Annotated in this window: 17 protein-coding genes; 9 read left to right on the top strand and 8 right to left on the bottom strand. The window is 49.2% G+C overall.

Annotation, left to right across the window (positions count from 1 at the left end; all coding sequences use genetic code 11):
- Positions 1-10: 10 nt before the first annotated feature.
- Together TREPR_RS08870 and TREPR_RS08865 are read right to left on the bottom strand one after the other, a co-directional pair.
- A complete protein-coding gene (locus TREPR_RS08870; RefSeq protein WP_015707965.1) occupies positions 11-583 on the bottom strand; it encodes an STAS domain-containing protein in 573 nt (190 codons plus the stop codon).
- Between the two features lie 66 nt (positions 584-649).
- On the bottom strand, positions 650-1,102 hold the full coding sequence (locus tag TREPR_RS08865; RefSeq protein WP_015707964.1) for an ATP-binding protein: 453 nt from the start codon (positions 1,100-1,102) through the stop codon (positions 650-652).
- Between the two features lie 238 nt (positions 1,103-1,340).
- Here TREPR_RS08865 and TREPR_RS08860 point away from each other — a divergent pair, with 238 nt between their 5' ends.
- From TREPR_RS08860 to TREPR_RS08840, 5 genes are all read left to right on the top strand, one after another.
- Positions 1,341-2,741, top strand: a complete 1,401-nt coding sequence (locus TREPR_RS08860; protein ID WP_015707963.1) for an MDR family MFS transporter — start codon at positions 1,341-1,343, stop codon at positions 2,739-2,741.
- A 232-nt stretch (positions 2,742-2,973) separates the two neighbouring features.
- Positions 2,974-4,194, top strand: coding sequence for a two-component system sensor histidine kinase NtrB (locus TREPR_RS08855; protein ID WP_015707962.1), 1,221 nt, complete (start codon positions 2,974-2,976; stop codon positions 4,192-4,194).
- Positions 4,194-5,552, top strand: coding sequence for a sigma-54-dependent transcriptional regulator (locus tag TREPR_RS08850; protein WP_015707961.1), 1,359 nt, complete (start codon positions 4,194-4,196; stop codon positions 5,550-5,552). Before TREPR_RS08855 ends, TREPR_RS08850 begins: the two co-directional genes overlap by 1 nt.
- A gap of 100 nt (positions 5,553-5,652) precedes the next feature.
- Positions 5,653-6,276 (top strand): penicillin-binding protein activator LpoB, encoded by a 624-nt coding sequence (locus TREPR_RS08845; RefSeq protein ID WP_015707960.1) that lies wholly within the window; start codon positions 5,653-5,655, stop codon positions 6,274-6,276.
- Between the two features lie 51 nt (positions 6,277-6,327).
- Positions 6,328-7,695, top strand: a complete 1,368-nt coding sequence (locus TREPR_RS08840) for a COG3014 family protein (RefSeq protein ID WP_015707959.1) — start codon at positions 6,328-6,330, stop codon at positions 7,693-7,695.
- A 4-nt stretch (positions 7,696-7,699) separates the two neighbouring features.
- Here the strand turns inward: TREPR_RS08840 and TREPR_RS08835 are convergent, their stop codons facing one another.
- Positions 7,700-8,158 (bottom strand): J domain-containing protein, encoded by a 459-nt coding sequence (locus TREPR_RS08835; RefSeq protein ID WP_041611573.1) that lies wholly within the window; start codon positions 8,156-8,158, stop codon positions 7,700-7,702.
- A gap of 376 nt (positions 8,159-8,534) precedes the next feature.
- On the bottom strand, positions 8,535-9,386 hold the full coding sequence (locus tag TREPR_RS08830) for a DUF268 domain-containing protein (RefSeq protein WP_015707957.1): 852 nt from the start codon (positions 9,384-9,386) through the stop codon (positions 8,535-8,537).
- Between the two features lie 154 nt (positions 9,387-9,540).
- Between TREPR_RS08830 and TREPR_RS18605 the strand changes: the two genes are divergently transcribed.
- Positions 9,541-9,987 (top strand): hypothetical protein, encoded by a 447-nt coding sequence (locus tag TREPR_RS18605; RefSeq protein ID WP_041611102.1) that lies wholly within the window; start codon positions 9,541-9,543, stop codon positions 9,985-9,987.
- Between the two features lie 164 nt (positions 9,988-10,151).
- Here the strand turns inward: TREPR_RS18605 and TREPR_RS08820 are convergent, their stop codons facing one another.
- Complete coding sequence (locus tag TREPR_RS08820) at positions 10,152-10,451, bottom strand: DUF167 domain-containing protein (protein WP_015707955.1); 300 nt, start codon at positions 10,449-10,451, stop codon at positions 10,152-10,154.
- A complete protein-coding gene (locus TREPR_RS08815; protein WP_015707954.1) occupies positions 10,451-11,110 on the bottom strand; it encodes a hypothetical protein in 660 nt (219 codons plus the stop codon). Before TREPR_RS08815 ends, TREPR_RS08820 begins: the two co-directional genes overlap by 1 nt.
- Before the next feature lie 71 nt (positions 11,111-11,181).
- Here TREPR_RS08815 and TREPR_RS08810 point away from each other — a divergent pair, with 71 nt between their 5' ends.
- Both TREPR_RS08810 and TREPR_RS08805 read left to right on the top strand, forming a co-directional pair.
- Entirely contained in the window at positions 11,182-11,961 is a 780-nt protein-coding gene (locus TREPR_RS08810) for a hypothetical protein (RefSeq protein WP_015707953.1), read from the top strand.
- 11 nt (positions 11,962-11,972) lie between these two features.
- Positions 11,973-13,691, top strand: coding sequence for a hypothetical protein (locus TREPR_RS08805; RefSeq protein WP_015707952.1), 1,719 nt, complete (start codon positions 11,973-11,975; stop codon positions 13,689-13,691).
- On the opposite strand, the gene TREPR_RS08800 is transcribed toward TREPR_RS08805, so the two are convergent.
- Both TREPR_RS08800 and TREPR_RS08795 read right to left on the bottom strand, forming a co-directional pair.
- Positions 13,688-14,407: an MBL fold metallo-hydrolase gene (locus TREPR_RS08800; protein ID WP_015707951.1), complete on the bottom strand. Its 720-nt coding sequence runs from the start codon at positions 14,405-14,407 to the stop codon at positions 13,688-13,690. The two genes, TREPR_RS08805 and TREPR_RS08800, sit on opposite strands and share 4 nt — an antisense overlap.
- Entirely contained in the window at positions 14,408-15,001 is a 594-nt protein-coding gene (locus TREPR_RS08795) for a pentapeptide repeat-containing protein (protein ID WP_015707950.1), read from the bottom strand.
- Positions 15,002-15,117: 116 nt separating this feature from the next.
- Between TREPR_RS08795 and TREPR_RS08790 the strand changes: the two genes are divergently transcribed.
- Positions 15,118-15,414, top strand: coding sequence for a hypothetical protein (locus TREPR_RS08790; protein WP_041611571.1), 297 nt, complete (start codon positions 15,118-15,120; stop codon positions 15,412-15,414).
- Positions 15,415-15,416 lie beyond the last annotated feature (2 nt).

The raw sequence follows: 15,416 nt of genomic DNA, 5'->3' as shown, positions 1-15,416 counted from the left end.
ACCAATCGAGTTATAGCGGTACTATTGGCGGCGGTTCCGGGGGTCTTAATACGGTCAATTTGCTTTTTTTCTCTGTTTCCTTTTCAATTTCAATTAATTTTTCTTCAAATTTTGGGGTGGTGGTAGTTATCCCGCTCATATCAAGTACAAATTCTGTGATCCCCTGTGCCTGCAATTCCTTGATATGGTCGCTGAGATCCCGGCCGGACTTTAGATCCGGATTGCCGGATATGGTTAAAACTGCTTTTTTTTCTGTTTTTTCCTTTACCACAATCACATATTTTTCATCCTGCACAAAAAGATCGATAAGGCCGACCACATTAAAAATTTCCCGTACCTCGGGGCTAATTTTACTAATGGCGAATGTGCCCTTCTTGGCGTTCATCTCTTTCATGATGGTGATAATTACCCTAATCCCCGCGCTTGAAAGAAATTTCAGTTCCGAAAGATCCAGGGTCAGATCGGTGGTCATAATTTTAATCTGTTTGAACCGTTTTTGTAACAGATCCCCCTCATTGGCATCCAGTCTGCCTTTTATAAAGAGAACAAGTTTCGTTCCACTTTGAACCTCTAGTATCTCCATATTAATTCTCCTGAATTATGTTGGTAATTGATTCGTGGCGAGTGTACATACCCGAGTCCAATACCTCTAAAGAACAACCAGCCCCGGCTGCTCTGCGGCGGGGTTGGTTGATTTGCGTAGGGTGAGAATATTTTTTTCGCCTGTCCTTTCGTAACTGACAGAATCCATCCATTTCCTTACTATATGAATTCCGAGCCCACCGATCTGCTGATCCTCTATACCGACTTTTATATCAGGCGCGCTGTGTTCCAAAGGATTAAAAGGAATGCCTGAATCCTCAAATTGCATATAAATACTGTGATCCTTAAAAGCAAGCCGGATAACCGCCTGTCCCACCCCGGCGGCGTAGGCATAATGGCAGATATTCACGAACAATTCTTCCGTGACCACCGCAACATGGTTCTGTATTTTTCGCGGGCACTGTTCATGGTCCATTTTTTTTGTAACCCAATCCATTACCGTGTCAAGGCTTTCCAGGGAAGCTGGCAGGCATAATTCGGAATCATAGACAATGGCCATGGGTCAGCTCCTTTTGGTTATTATATCACGGTTTTAAAAAAAATGCAAGCTGGATCACGGTGGGACGAATCTCATAACGCAGCAAATCAAAGGGCAAAAAATAATACGGGAACTGATTTTTTTCAATAAAATCTCATTTCGTTTCTCCCTATTGCCCTTATTAAAAAGCTTAGTGTATATTCTTTATAAGAAACGTTAATGATTCTTATAAATTTCATAAGCCAAGGATGTGCAGCTGGTGAAAAACAATAAATCACCGGACGAAAAACTCAATCCGAAATTACTCAAAATTGCCTTGATTATGGTCTTAGGAATATTCGCACCCGCATTGGATTCAACCATAGTAAATGTGGCCATAAAAACCATTTCGGCTGAATTGCATAGTTCTATTTCTATAGTGCAATGGGTTACTACGGCATATATTTTATCATTGGGCATTGCGGTGCCTTTTGCCGGCTGGCTTGATAATCGGTTCAGCGTCAAAAAAGTATACATAACGGCGCTTGTAATATTTTTTTTAGGTTCCGTGCTTGCTTCATTGGCATGGAATATCGAAAGTTTGATTGTTTTTAGAATCGTACAGGGAATTGGCGCGGGTATTATGCTGCCTACATTGCAGACAACGCTTATCCAGTATTCAGGCGGACAAAAATTAGGCAGTTTAATGGCGATTCTTGGTATTCCTACATTAATTATTCCAATCTTAGGCCCTGTTTTAGGCGGTTTTCTGGTAAATAATCTTCCCTGGCGTGTTCTTTTTTATGTAAATATTCCTATTTGCATAATTGCGCTGTTGCTGTCATTGAAATTACCAAAAATAGATCCAATAAACAGCAAACAACCATTAGACAGTGTCGGCATACTACTTTTGTCAGGCGCCTTTATTTTTCTTATTTTCGGCATTTCAAAAATGCGGTCGGCCCTCGGGTTTACAAGTATGGGGGTATTCATTCCGATTATTGCAGGGGTAGTATGCGTTATCTACTTTGTCATGTATTCATTAAAGACAAAAAATGAATGTGTTATTGATGTACGCCTTTTTGCGCTCAAAAGTTTTTCTTCATCATCACTTCTGCTTTTTGTATCAGGCTTCATCACCACAGGGACATTGTTTATTTTACCCTTATTTTTTCAGCAAGTTAGAAACGAGACTGCACTAGCCGCCGGCCTCATGCTTGCCCCCCAGGGTGTGGGAATGTTATTAACAAGAGGCGCTGCGGGTAAATTGACAGACCAGATAGGCGCGCGTTTTGTGGTGATGGTGAGCCTGATAATCGCTGCCATCGGCACACTCCCTTTTATATTTGCCACTGACAAGACCACATCGGTATTTCTTATCCTGGCCTTATTGGTACGTGGCGCAGGATTAGGAGGATTTTCTATACCAATTATGGCATCCGTGTATGACGGGTTAGCAAAAAGCCAGATTTCACATGGTACAATAGCAACACGCATATTACAGCAGATAGGCGGCGCATCTGGAACGGCGATTTTAGCTATACTGTTTCAGCATTATATATCATTGGGCGATTCGTTTGAAAATATAATTAACGCATATAACCGTATATTTATAGTGTCAATTTGTTTCACCTTGTTTTCAATTATTCCGGCGTTGTTTTTACCGTTAAAAAAATATTGATAAAGGCACAAAAGGGGCTATTGACGTCGGTAATAGTATTTTACATACTTAAGTTTAGGGTATCCCTTGCTGTGTATAGAGCGCTGACGTAGGGGGAATTCTACAGGTTAGGGGGCAGGAGCAAATTGCCCCCCTCCCCGGTCACTACCCCAGTACAGCTCTCATAAACCGAATTGCCGCTCCGGATGATTGCAGAAAACAAAAAAAGCGTTTATCCTTACAGTACTATACCATGAGAGAATTCATTAAGCGGGCCCTGCAAAAGCTCAACAAAATGACCGGGGAACAGACCCGGGACCTCCTTTACTCAGCGGCCGCCGAAATTGACCGCCTGGAAACGGTGCTGGATTCCATCACCGACGGCATCCTGGTCTGCGATACTGAAAACAACCTGGCCCTGGCCAATAAAATCGCCGAGCGTATGCTTCCCATGAACTTGGAAGAGCAGGGGAAGCTGAAATTCTGGCAACTGGTCCGGGATGAGAAGGTCCGGGATTTTTTCGAGCTTACCCTGCAAAACGGGGACAAGGTGGAGGAACGGGAATTTGATCTGGAGATCAAGGGTATCCCTCGGCTGCTCAGTATCAGTGTGCTTCCCCTGGTAAAGGATCACCAGGTCACAGGCTCCCTGATCTACATGGAGGACATTACCGAAAAACGGGGCAAGGAAGCCCAGCTCAGGCGGGCGGAAAACCTGGCAAGCCTGACCACCCTGGCCGCCGGGGTGGCCCATGAAATAAAAAACCCCCTGGGCTCCCTTTCCATACACATACAGCTTATCCAGAAAGCCATGGAGGCTAACAAGGAAATCTACTTCAACGCCCACCCCTCGGGCTTTGATTCTCTGGGCCAGGATCCCCGGGCCTATTTCAACCAGCTGGATAAGTATATCGCCGTGGTAAACGAAGAGGTAGACCGCCTTAACCGTATCGTGGTAGATTTTCTGTTCGCCGTGCGCCCCATGAATATGGAATTCCGGGAAGGGGACATTAATCTGCTCATCAGGGAGCTGGCAGATTTTGTGTCCTATGAACTGGAGGAGGCCCGCATCAAATGTATCCTGCACCTCGCCCCGGATCTCCCCTGGATTGGTTTTGACCAGCGGTACATAAAACAGGCCCTGCTCAACCTTATCAAGAATGCCCAGGCTGCCATGCCTAATGGTGGGAAGCTCACCATAAAAACCCAGGTCCTGGAGGACGAGATTAGTATCGTTGTTTCCGACACCGGAATTGGGATAAGTGAAAAAAATCTTTCAAAGATCTTTGAGCCCTATTTTACCACCAAGGAAACCGGTTCCGGCCTGGGGCTGACCCTGGTCTTTAAGATAATCCGGGAACACCGGGGGGAGATTTCCGTAAAGTCAAAGGAAGGGGAGGGGACCAGTTTTAAGATCACCCTGCCCATTCCTCAGAAGGAACGGAAACTCATCACCTTTGAAGGCGGGATATGATGCAGTTCAGACTACTTGTGGCTGATGATGAAAAAAATATTCGGGAGGGCCTTGCGGCCTCCCTGGAAATGGACGGCTATCAGGTGGAAACCGCCGCCGAAGGTGACGCTGCCTTCAAACGCTTCCAGAAAGGGGACATCGATCTGGTGATCACGGACCTCAGGATGCCCGGCTTAAGCGGTGAGGAATTGCTCAAGCGCATTGATTCTGAGACCCCGGGTATACCGGTGATCGTCCTTACCGGGCACGGTACGGTGGAAAACGCCGTGGCGGCCATGCGGAACGGGGCCTACGATTTTCTTACCAAGCCGGTGGACCTGAACCACCTTTCCCTGCTAGTCAAACGGGCTCTTCAGAACCGGGAACTGATCCTCAAGCACCGTCGGCTTGAAGAGGAACTGGAACACCGGAACCTCCTGAAATCCATGATCGGCGACAGCGCCCCCATGCGTCAGGTCTTTGATACCATCAGCCGGGCTGCCCCTTCAAAAGCCTCTATCCTCATCACCGGGGAATCCGGAGTGGGGAAGGAACTGGTGGCAGACGCCATCCACGAACTTTCCCCCCGGAAGGGCAAGCCCCTGGTAAAAGTACACTGCGCAGCCCTGTCAGCCTCTATCATGGAAAGCGAACTTTTCGGCCACGAGAAAGGCTCCTTCACCGGTGCAGTATCCCGAACCCGGGGCCGTTTTGAGCTTGCCAATGAAGGCACCCTCTTCCTAGACGAAATCGGGGAAATCGATCAGAACATCCAGATAAAGCTCCTTCGGGTGCTGCAGGATAAAAAATTTGAGCGGGTAGGCGGGGAAGAGACCATAGAAACCGACGTGCGTATCGTAGCAGCCACCAACAAGGACCTCAAGGCGGAAATAGAAAAAGGCGCCTTCCGGGAGGACCTCTACTTCCGGCTCAATGTGGTCAATATTGAGGTGCCCCCTCTGCGGGAACGGAAAGGGGACCTCCCCCTGTTGATCACCGCCTTCCTCAATGAATTCGCCGGTGAAAACGGCAAGACCCTGGAGGGAATCGATGACAAAGCCCGGGCAGCCCTCTACGCCTACGATTGGCCCGGCAATGTCCGGGAGCTGCGGAACTGCATTGAAAGCGCGGTGGTCATGACCCGGGGCCCGGTTATCACCACCGGGGATCTCCCCCCAACGGTGCGGACCCAAAACGACGCCGGCTGGATCCGCATACCCCTGGGCACCAGCCTGGAGGAGGCGGAGCGGATCATCATCCGGGACACCCTGTCCGCCCAAAAGGGCAATAAGAGCAAAGCCGCGGAGGTCCTGGCCATAGGTCGGAAAACCCTGCACCGGAAGCTTGCCGACTGGGGTGAGGGTGAGGATGAAGAATAACCATGTGCTTCGGGTTCTTCGTGGTTAAATTCCCCATTGTAATTGTTATACCTTTTATTATAAACTAACCTTACTTTATTTTACTATATGAGGAGTTTTTATGAAAACACACGTTTTGTTTGCGGTCACTGCGGCGGCCCTTTTTGCCCTGTTCAGTTCCTGTTCTTCCGGTCCCGTGACCCGGGTCAGCGCAGATACCCAGGTGGATCTCAGCGGCCGCTGGAATGACACGGATGTACGCCAGGTTTGTGAATCCCTGATTGCCGGCTGTCTCAGCGCCCCCAGTGTGGACCGTTTCATCAATACCTATTCCACCAGCCACCAGGGAGAACTGCCCACGGTATTGGTGGGTAATTTCCGGAACACTTCCAGTGAACATATTGATACTACCATTATTTCCGGTATTATGCGGAGCGCCATCATTAATAGCGGCAAACTGGAATTTGTGGCCGGTGGGGACACCCGGGATGAACTCCGGGCTGAACGGCAGGAGCAGCAATCCAATGCCAGCGAAGCCAGCGCCGCCGCTCTGGGTAATGAAACCGGCGCCACCTTTATGCTTAACGGCACAGTCCAGGCCATTGTGGACCGCAACGGTAATACCTCAGTGCGATCCTATTTTGTCCACGCTTCTTTAACCAACATTGAAACCAACAGGATCCTCTGGGAAGGGGAGAACAACGAGATTAAGAAGGTTATCAACCAGGCAAAACTCAAACCCTAAGCAGAATTGTTCTGTCGGATACTTAATACCGGCATATAAAAGGAGTGGAATATGAAATTAGTGAAACCCATTTTTTTTATAGCCTGTGTTTGGTTTGTATTTCTTTCCTGCGCTACCAGAGCTGATGTCTATGAAGGCATAGATGTCGCTGTGGCGCATGCGGACTACAATGCGTCCCTGGTATCCCTGGAAACGGGGCAGGCGAAAAAAAAACCTATTTATCCGAAAAAAAACCAGATCATGCTGTATCTGGACAAGGGCGTGCTGGAACATTATGCAGGAAAGTATGATGCCTCGGCCCGGGATCTGGAAGAGGCGGAGCGGCTTATCCAGGAAGCCTATACCAAAAGTATCAGTGCCGAGATTTCTTCTTATATTGTCAATGATAATACCAAGGACTACTCCGGAGAAGATTATGAGGATATGTATGTAAATGTCTTCAGTGCCCTGAATTACTATCATCAGGGTGATGCGGAAGGAGCGGGGGTAGAGATCCGCAAGCTTACCCAGAAACTGGACTTCCTTGCCCAGAAGTACGATGCGGTAACCGCAGAAATGGAAAATTATGGGGGCGATAAGGTTTCGGGTATGAAAATTCCGGAGGGGAAAGAGGTAAATTTTTCCAACTCCGCCCTGGCCCGGTATCTAAGCGCAATCTTCTATCGGGGTGAAGGCCGCTTTGATGACGCCCGCATTGATTTTGCAGAGATTCCCAGAGCCTATGGGGCAGCCCCGGCCATTTATACCACCCCCTTGCCCCGGGATTTGGTAGTTACCGGTGAACCGGGGTATGAGACCAATGCGGAACTGCAAATACCCCGGGAAAAGGCGCGGCTCAACATCATTGGTTTCGCAGGGCTTGCCCCGGTAAAGCGGGAAGAGACCGTACATGTATTCTTCCCCTTCATGTATGTGCCGGACGGAGAAATAACCCTGCCGGTTCTGGCGTCTCGGCCCAGCGCCGTCACAGGTATTGAGGTGGTGATCAACGGGAAAGAGACGGTCCGGCTGGAATTATTGGAAAACATGGGAGCGGTCATGGCGGAAACTTTTAATGCCAAATATAATGTTATCCTGGCCAAGACCTTTATCCGCACCACTATTAAATACCTGGCGGTGGAGATAGCAGCCCAAGCTACAGCTCATCAGACCGGGGGGGATGAAGGTGGTCGGATAGCTGGCTTCCTGGCTGGCCGCTTGGCCAGACTGGGGGCTAATGTCACTGAAAGTGCGGATATACGCTGCTCCCGCTATTTCCCCGGCAGGGCCTATGTTGGGGGAATTACTTTGGACCCGGGTGTCTACACAGTTACTGTCAATTACCGCCTTTCCAATAGATCAGTAGAGTCCATTACCCGGGAGGGGGTCAGGGTATTGGCTGGAAAAACCAATCTGGTTGAAGCAGTAAGCCTGCGCTAAACTTTTACTCAGCTTTTCCTGTGGCACGCCACTTTTCAATGCGATCATAGGCGGCGTTTATCCTAGCGGATTTTTCAGTAGCTTTCTTCATATTACCCTCATGGCCGGCATGCCGGTCGGGGTGGTGGATTTTGAGGAGCTGTTTATAAGCGGTCTTACATTCTTCCTCTGGGGCGCCGAAGGGTAAACCCAGTTCCGCAAAGTCCGCACGGAGGTTTTCAGGGGGCAGAGACCGGCCGGCAGTTTGCTCCGATCCCCTGCTGTTGAATGCCCCCTGGTTGTCTCTTTTCTGGCTGTCTTCCCGGTTACCGGGTTTTCCTCCGGCCAGGAACTCATTAAGTTCTTCATAAGCCTCATCCAGGTCCGGATCGGCGTAGCGGCGGCCGATCCTTTCCCCTGCGGGGTTTCCAGTATCATTGAGGTAGCTTTTAATCACATCACCCAGTCTGTCAAGTATTCCCACATTTTCTACTATACCTTTTTTGTCCCTCCGGTACAAGGCATCACAAACCTGGTCCTGGGGGGTATTAAACCCCTCAACACGAATAAAAAAGCCCGGTCTATTACTAAACTTGGTCGGCATCATGCACAAAAGACGATTGCATCTAATACGGCAAGCATTAGCAAGCTAACAAGACCCTTACCAAGCGCCATGGATTGCGCTTACGACGATAAATTCGTGGTAAAAAAATTGCGTACAACGATACAAGGTTTACGACATTTTTATCGAGCCACAAAAATGTGGGTGGAGTGAGGCGTGGGAGGCGAAATCGAACGTAACCCCGAGCCGCCTATTGGCGGATAAACGTGAACCGTTGTTATGCGCTGGGCCCGTACTTTTACAGTTTTACCATCTCAAATATTCCACATCCATAGTTGTCAGTATAATCATCAAGAAATTTATTTAATTCAACATTTTCATGTAAATCACCTAATCCATCAACATATGAAAAGTGATCTATTTTATATTTATCACTAAATATTTTTACCAAATATTGTGGTGAAAATATTCTATGTGCATGAAACTCTATCCGTTGTGGTGTTCCTATTGGTGCTGAGAAATATAGCTTCCCCCCTTTTTTTAAAACACGATATAAATTATTGATCCCAAGAATATGCCCATTGAAATTTACCGGATCACCATATCGTCCTAAGCCAAAATGTTCTATCGCATGTAAACATGACAATGAATCACAGGCATCCAGCATATTTTTATCTAATTCAGCCATAAAATCCTGCTGAATAAATGTTATATTATGCGTCCTTCCTATTGATGGACGAATATCTATTACTGATATTTCTCTAAAACTTGCAACATGAGCAACAAAACTACCAATGGCGGAACCAACATCAATATGTTTTTCAGGTTTATTCTCATAAATACGCCGTGCAACAAGTAAATCTTGATGAAAATAATCGCCTTTTGCAGAACCATTATTAGCATACTTATCATCCAGGCAAGGCCATAAATGCCCGAATATAAAATCCTGATCATTTATTTCTTCTTTTTGCTGTTTAAATATTTTTAAATCAGAATATAATTCTTGTTTACGTTTTTTAGTCTGTATACATTTTGAAATATTTTTTGAAATATTCTTAAGAGTATCAAGAATACTATGAATAATTCTCTTAATTGGTCGAGGTAATTTTTTTGCAAACTTTTTTAGTAATTGTTGGTTACAATTATACATAAAAACCTCCCTTTGCCTAGTCCTCTTATGGAACAAAATTTCTTCTTTTATATTATTGTTTAATTTTTATAATGTCAAGTATGCGCAGTGTCTCATTGAAAAAGATATCCAAAAATAACAGACAATACTGTCAGAGAGCGGGACGGAGGTCAAAATGAGGGTATCCATGAGTATACCAACGAAGAGCGGATTATCCAAGCCCTCGGCAGCGGCTATGCATACCTGTGTCCGCTCCGCAATTTCTTCGTTCCCAATAAAAAATTGCTCGGCAAATCAACCGTGGGTTCTGAGAAAACAGCTAATTATCAACAACCCCGCCCTAAAGGGCGAGGTTGTTGTTCTCATAAGGTATTTGTATTCGGGGTTTAATACCCCTTTAAACGCCCTAAAGCTCCCCTGTGTAAACGGGTTCTTGGGTATTAAACCCCTCAACACGAATACGAAATTTAGGAGTAAAGTTGCATCACAGGGGATCGTACACTATCTCAACCCCATTGCGGCCAAAATGCGGGCTGTTTTTAATGCCTCCATGGAGACGTTTGAAAGTTTCTTTGGGATGGAAGGTAGTTTTTTCATTTTTTGGGGTAACATGGATTTCTAGCTTTGCCGTTCCTGTAGGGAGATCAACGAAAATATCCATATCTAGATTTAAATGGACCCGCCGGTCTACAGGGATGTTAATCGTTTGTTGTATGGTTGTTGTCATACTTAAAATATAATGGTTTATCTCCAATAAAGCAAATTGCGAGCCATGGCTCCTCATTTCTACTTTCTCACTTCTTTCACAATTTCATCCAGTTTTTCCTTCACCCCCAAAGGCAGGGCCGCAGTTTTAAGCCGGGACTTTTCCCCGGCGACCAGGGTGATGTCTTTCCGGGGGCAGCCCAGGAGTTTGGCCAGGAAGGCCCGGAGTTCAGTGTTAGCTTTGCCGTCTTCGGGAGAGGCGGCAATTTTGATCCGCAGCCGGCCTTCGCTGAGCCCGGCGATTTGGGACTTTGAGGAGCCCGGTACGGCCTTGATATCCAGGAGAAGCAGTTCCCCGGCAATGCGGAAACATTCGGCCATCAGGGTTCCTCCTGTTGGTTCCGGGGGCTAAAGTTGCGCGGGGAATTTCGTTGCAAGTAGCGCGGCGAGGGGAGCCAGCAGGGAGGCCCGATACGCCAGGTAAAGGAATAATTCGGTTCCCCGCCGCCCCTGCCTGTACCGCCGTCAGACAGGGGCTTTATGCTCAAATTGGCAACCATGGCCGCTCTGAAACCGGTAAGGTTTGTGTGTACTGCCTTGGCATTTTCCAGAGCAGCCTCGGTCCCCGCTTCGATCAGGGCAAGGCAGAGGGCAAGGGCGGGGAAGGGGTAGAGCACTCCCGGATAAGGCAAGGGCGACGGGGGAATATCCAATGACAGGCCGTAGAAAGAGTGGAAGCCCGGGCAGGGCTGTAGTACCGGCGGTCCCGGGTTGATTTTTCCATCACCGTCCAGGGCGGTTCCGGTGATGGACTTTCGGATATCCAGTGCAAGGGAGCGGAGTTCCGGCCGGGAAAAGGGCCGGGAAACCAGGGCTAAGGGGGCAAGGTTGGGGAAGGAAAAGGCCCCGGCCATGCCCGCCGCAAAAAGGCTGCCGCTATGGGTGCCCAAGGGGCCGGCTAAATCCCGGTGGGGGATGAGGACCACAAAACGGAGGGGCGTCTTCAGGGAGCCGTCGCCTCCTGTATTTTGCTTTTTCATAAGCTTTCTTTCGTTTGTCCCCTTCTTTTTTCTCAGCTTCCCGTGTTATACTCATTATAAAGGGAATTGCAATGAAATATAAGACTAAACAGTTGGTGGACCGATTTGTCCAGGTCCTTTCTAAATGGAGCGGGGTTGAATGTGTTTCCCTCAATGAGGCTGCCCTGCCGGATACTCTGGACCCTTATTTTGCCCTGATCCTTGACGTGTTTTATTTTGGCGCCTTGCCCGGACCGGATGAACGTTGCGGTCTCTACGGAGATGATGTGGCTGCCTTTGAAACTTCAAACCAGGGGAAGAAGGACCGGTTTCTCATCGGGGATATACCGGTGCGGATTGAATATAAGGAGACCGGGAAGATCGATGAACTGGTAAACATCGCGGATATCAAGCTGGATCAGCTCTGGCTTATCAAAGATTCAGGCACCTACGGGTATTACCGGCTGGCTTACGGGGAAATACTCTTCCACCGTACCGCTTGGATCGAAAAAATCCGGGAGCGGCTTCACAACCTGGACATATCCTTTTGGGAAGCCATGCGGGATATTCACCAGTCCAAGATGGAACATTTTTTAAGCGACCTTGGGGCGGCGCTGTTCCAGAATGATGATTTTTATTATCTCATCTCTTCCGCCGGTTTTATCAAAGCCGCCTGTGTCACTCTGTTTTGCATCAACCATCGTTTTGAGCCTTCTCACCGGGCCTATGATAAGCAGATTCGCGAATTGCCCATCCTGCCCGAATCCTTTTCCGCTCAGCTTGAAACCTTTCTCCGCAGTGAAGGTGATACAACCATGGAACGGAAATATTCCCTTGCCCAGCTTATGGCCCGGGGAATTATTGCCCTTTAAGGCCAGGGGCAATGTATTTTAAAACCCTTTCAGAAAAGCTGCGCATACTAATCCTGTTGCTTCCGGTATTGGCCTCCTGCTCCTATAAAGAGCCGGCAGCCATACCCTTTTATGGCATTTCTGATGTCCCCGGGTCCGCACAGGAATTCTATGCCCTTTCCAAAGAATCAGTCTCCGGCCTTATTTCTCCGGATAAACCAAAAAACCTAAGTTACTCCCTCGCGGTACCGGCAGCCATAGGGGGGAATAGTTCCCTGGAGCTGGAATACCATTTTGCCGGCCTGGGGGAGGGGGGCATGGTTCCAACCGGGAATCCGGTATCTTACCAGCTTGTGCTGGAGCTAAACGGAAACGCCGCCTGGGAACTCCCCCGGGACGCATCCTTCCTGGGTATTGAAACCCGTCCGCGCAGGATCCGTTACAGTGTGCCCTTGCCTGCGGAGCCTCTCCGTACCCTGGGGCTTAGGCTGGAGAAAACCGGCACTTCCGGGATCGATGTTCAGTTTCAGCTTGACTCACTGGGTATTATAAAGCGCTGGTACGGCTTTACCCTTGAGCAGGACAAGTCCGGGCCCCCTGTTCTAAAAGCCACACCATTTGTGTTTTCCCGGGACAATGCCCTGGTTATTGATATTCCGGTGGCCTTCCGTTTTGCCGGGGCTATAGCATTACAGGCGGCCTTTGGGGATGTACCGGCAGGGGAGAAGGTGTTTGTCCAGGCGGGACCGGTACGGTATGAATGGTCTGTCAGGCCGAGAGAGATCACCCTTCCCCCGGGGGCGTTTCCCTTGGAAACTTTCCCCCTGGGTATTTCAGGCGCCCCGCTTTCCCTGGTCCTGGATGCCGCTCCGGTGCGGCCTTTCCCTTTGGAACCGGCGCCGGCCGACCCGGGCTTGATCCTGGGCATAAACCAGGAAGCCTGGCGGGATCGGCGTTTTGAGGTTTTCCGCTGGGAACGGTTCCCTTCAATATTGATATTCGATACTGCGGATTACGCTATCCAGGACCGGCTGCTTAAACGGCTGGCCTTCTTTACAGAAAAGGCGGGGTTCCGGGGGCGGCTTGCGCCGGATGAGGAGATCGCGGAACTCCATGGCTGGAATGCCCATGATTACCGCGCTGAGGATCTGGCCCATTTTTTTGAGGCTGCCAGGGCTCAGAATTTTCCCCTGCTCAGCGAGGAGCGGGAACTGGGGGCTATCCTGGAAGCTGCGGGCATCCTGGTCCGTACAGGCGCCGGGGCTTACGCGGCGGGGCAGGGGGCTATCATTTCCATTTCCCGGGAATCGGCGGATTATCTGCGCAGCATGTTCATGGCCCATGAGGGGTTCCACGGTATTTTCTTCATTGACGAGGAATTCCGCGCCTTCAGCAGCCGGCGCTGGGAAACCCTGCCCCGCCTTGCAAAGAACTTTATCCTTTCCTATTTTGATTATCAACACTACGACTTGAAGGATCAGTACCTGATGGTAAATGAATTTATGGCCCATATTCTGCAGCAGCCTTCGTCCCGGGCCGGGGTGTATTTCGGAGAAACCCTGGCAGGGCGTATCGACGAAAGTTCCTGGCGGCGAACAGTGCTTCCCCCAAAGGACGAAGCTGCTGGAAACTGGCCTGAACTGGCCGCAGCCTTTACCGCCGAGGCCAACGCCTTTTCATCCTATGTAAACCGCCGCTGGAATCTGGCCGCAGGCAGGGTTTGGCAGGTGAGCGTCCGTAAGGCCCCCTAATCCTCCCAGGTTTCTACATCAAAGCTTGGGCGCCTTTTCTTGTGCTGTTCAAAGATCTGTATCCCCGCATTGAATCGCCGTTCCGTTTCCAGGGTAGAAGGCGGGCCATGGCCGGGGAGAACCACATAATTTCCCGGAAGGGAAAATATCTTGCTCCGTATGGCGGTCATCTGGACTTCTGCGCCGTAGGAACTTGCGGTAGTCCCCAGCATACCCGCATTGAGGGCGTCTCCGGTAAAGAGCATGTGGTTTATTTTATATACCGCTGAATCCGATGAATGGCCGGGTACGGAAATCACCTCCACATGAAAAGAGCCTATGTTGAAGGTATCACCGTCCTTTACCATGGTAGTTTTATTATCCAGAATGATGTGGTTCACCGCGTATATTTCCACATCGTAGATATGTTTGAGGGTCCGCAGCCCGTGGACATGATTCAGGTGATCGTGGGTTACCAGCACCCCTGAGAGCTTGTAGTTATTCTGCTCGATAAAATCAAGGATTGTCTTGTCCATATTACCGGGATCGATGATGATCGCCTCCCTGGGAGGCGCCGCCTCCCTAGGAGTCGCCGACTCCCTAGGAGTCGCCGCCTCGCGGTGAGATGGTGTTTCCCCTGCGAACATAGACGTCTGAAGGTCCTCGCAGCCGTAGTCGGTCCCCAGGACATAACAATTACTGAAACCAAAACTGCAATAATGAAAAAAAAGTTTCACCTAGTCCTCTTCGCCGTATTCAAAGATTGCCTCAGCCGTATTGGATGATTTAAAGGAGATACCTTCCTGACGGGCCTGTATAAAATAGGTTTTTTTTATGTTGCAATCGATAAAGTCGGAACAGTTCATATCAGCATTAATGAAACGGCTGTTGTAAAGATTAGAATTATTGAAACGGCATTCTGAGATGCCGGCTCCCCCAAAATTGACATGCACCAGTTCGGAGCCTGTAAAGGTACAGTTCAGAATAGAGGACCCCCCAAAGGACAGAAACTGTAGATCGCTTTTTGAAAAGTCGCAATCCTGGAACTGGGCAGAATCAAAGAAACTCATCCGCATAAAGGTGTCCACAAAGGTACAATGAAAAAAGGATGCGCCGATAAAATCACAGCCATAGTAATGCCGGTGGGAAAAATCGTCGTTTTCAAAATATAAACCCGAGGCGTTGAGGTTTTTGATAACCTCCCGTTGGGTAATGTACTCCGCGATACGCCGCCCTTCCTTTTTGGGATCCGCCGCATGGACTGAACAAACCGAAGAACCGGTAATAGCGTTTCTGCCGCAGCCGGCGGCGCAGGGGATTAGGGTAAACATGAGGTTAGTATAGCACCCTTTTGGGGTATGGGGTAGGGGTAGGCGCCAGGTATTGTTTAGCGATTCTTATTCCCCCCGCCCTTGCCAGAATTCCCCCACCGCAGTATGATTACCCCATGTGTTGGTACTGTGGTTCCCCAATATTGGACCCCAATCCCCTGGGCCGTTCCCTGCGCTGCCCCGAATGCGGCAAGGATCTCCGGGTTTGCCGGCATTGCCGGTTTTTCCTGCCCGGCGCACGGGGGGACTGTTCGGAACCCAATGCCGAACCACCGGCGGAAAAGGACAGGGGTAATTTTTGCGACTGGTTTTCCCTTAATGCCCGGTTCCGTTCCCCCACACCGGGCGAGGCAGGGCCTCGGGAAAAGGCTGTTTCCGCAAAATCGGCCTTTGACAATCTTTTTAAACCCTAGAA

Source organism: Treponema primitia ZAS-2, from assembly GCF_000214375.1.
Classification (GTDB): Bacteria; Spirochaetota; Spirochaetia; order Treponematales; family Breznakiellaceae; genus Termitinema; species Termitinema primitia.
The sequence above is the reverse complement of the archived record's forward strand: the minus strand, read 5'-3'. Positions and strand labels throughout refer to the sequence as shown.

Excerpts from the sequence above, each read along its gene's own strand:
- TREPR_RS08870 (WP_015707965.1), bottom strand. The coding sequence starts at position 583 with ATGGAGATACTAGAGGTTCAAAGTGGAACGAAACTTGTTCTCTTTATA.
- TREPR_RS08865 (WP_015707964.1), bottom strand. The coding sequence starts at position 1,102 with ATGGCCATTGTCTATGATTCCGAATTATGCCTGCCAGCTTCCCTGGAA.
- TREPR_RS08855 (WP_015707962.1), top strand. The coding sequence starts at position 2,974 with ATGAGAGAATTCATTAAGCGGGCCCTGCAAAAGCTCAACAAAATGACC.
- TREPR_RS08850 (WP_015707961.1), top strand. The coding sequence starts at position 4,194 with ATGCAGTTCAGACTACTTGTGGCTGATGATGAAAAAAATATTCGGGAG.
- TREPR_RS08845 (WP_015707960.1), top strand. The coding sequence starts at position 5,653 with ATGAAAACACACGTTTTGTTTGCGGTCACTGCGGCGGCCCTTTTTGCC.
- TREPR_RS08840 (WP_015707959.1), top strand. The coding sequence starts at position 6,328 with ATGAAATTAGTGAAACCCATTTTTTTTATAGCCTGTGTTTGGTTTGTA.
- TREPR_RS08830 (WP_015707957.1), bottom strand. The coding sequence starts at position 9,386 with ATGTATAATTGTAACCAACAATTACTAAAAAAGTTTGCAAAAAAATTA.
- TREPR_RS18605 (WP_041611102.1), top strand. The coding sequence starts at position 9,541 with ATGAGGGTATCCATGAGTATACCAACGAAGAGCGGATTATCCAAGCCC.
- TREPR_RS08820 (WP_015707955.1), bottom strand. The coding sequence starts at position 10,451 with ATGGCCGAATGTTTCCGCATTGCCGGGGAACTGCTTCTCCTGGATATC.
- TREPR_RS08815 (WP_015707954.1), bottom strand. The coding sequence starts at position 11,110 with ATGAAAAAGCAAAATACAGGAGGCGACGGCTCCCTGAAGACGCCCCTC.
- TREPR_RS08810 (WP_015707953.1), top strand. The coding sequence starts at position 11,182 with ATGAAATATAAGACTAAACAGTTGGTGGACCGATTTGTCCAGGTCCTT.
- TREPR_RS08805 (WP_015707952.1), top strand. The coding sequence starts at position 11,973 with ATGTATTTTAAAACCCTTTCAGAAAAGCTGCGCATACTAATCCTGTTG.
- TREPR_RS08795 (WP_015707950.1), bottom strand. The coding sequence starts at position 15,001 with ATGTTTACCCTAATCCCCTGCGCCGCCGGCTGCGGCAGAAACGCTATT.
- TREPR_RS08790 (WP_041611571.1), top strand. The coding sequence starts at position 15,118 with ATGTGTTGGTACTGTGGTTCCCCAATATTGGACCCCAATCCCCTGGGC.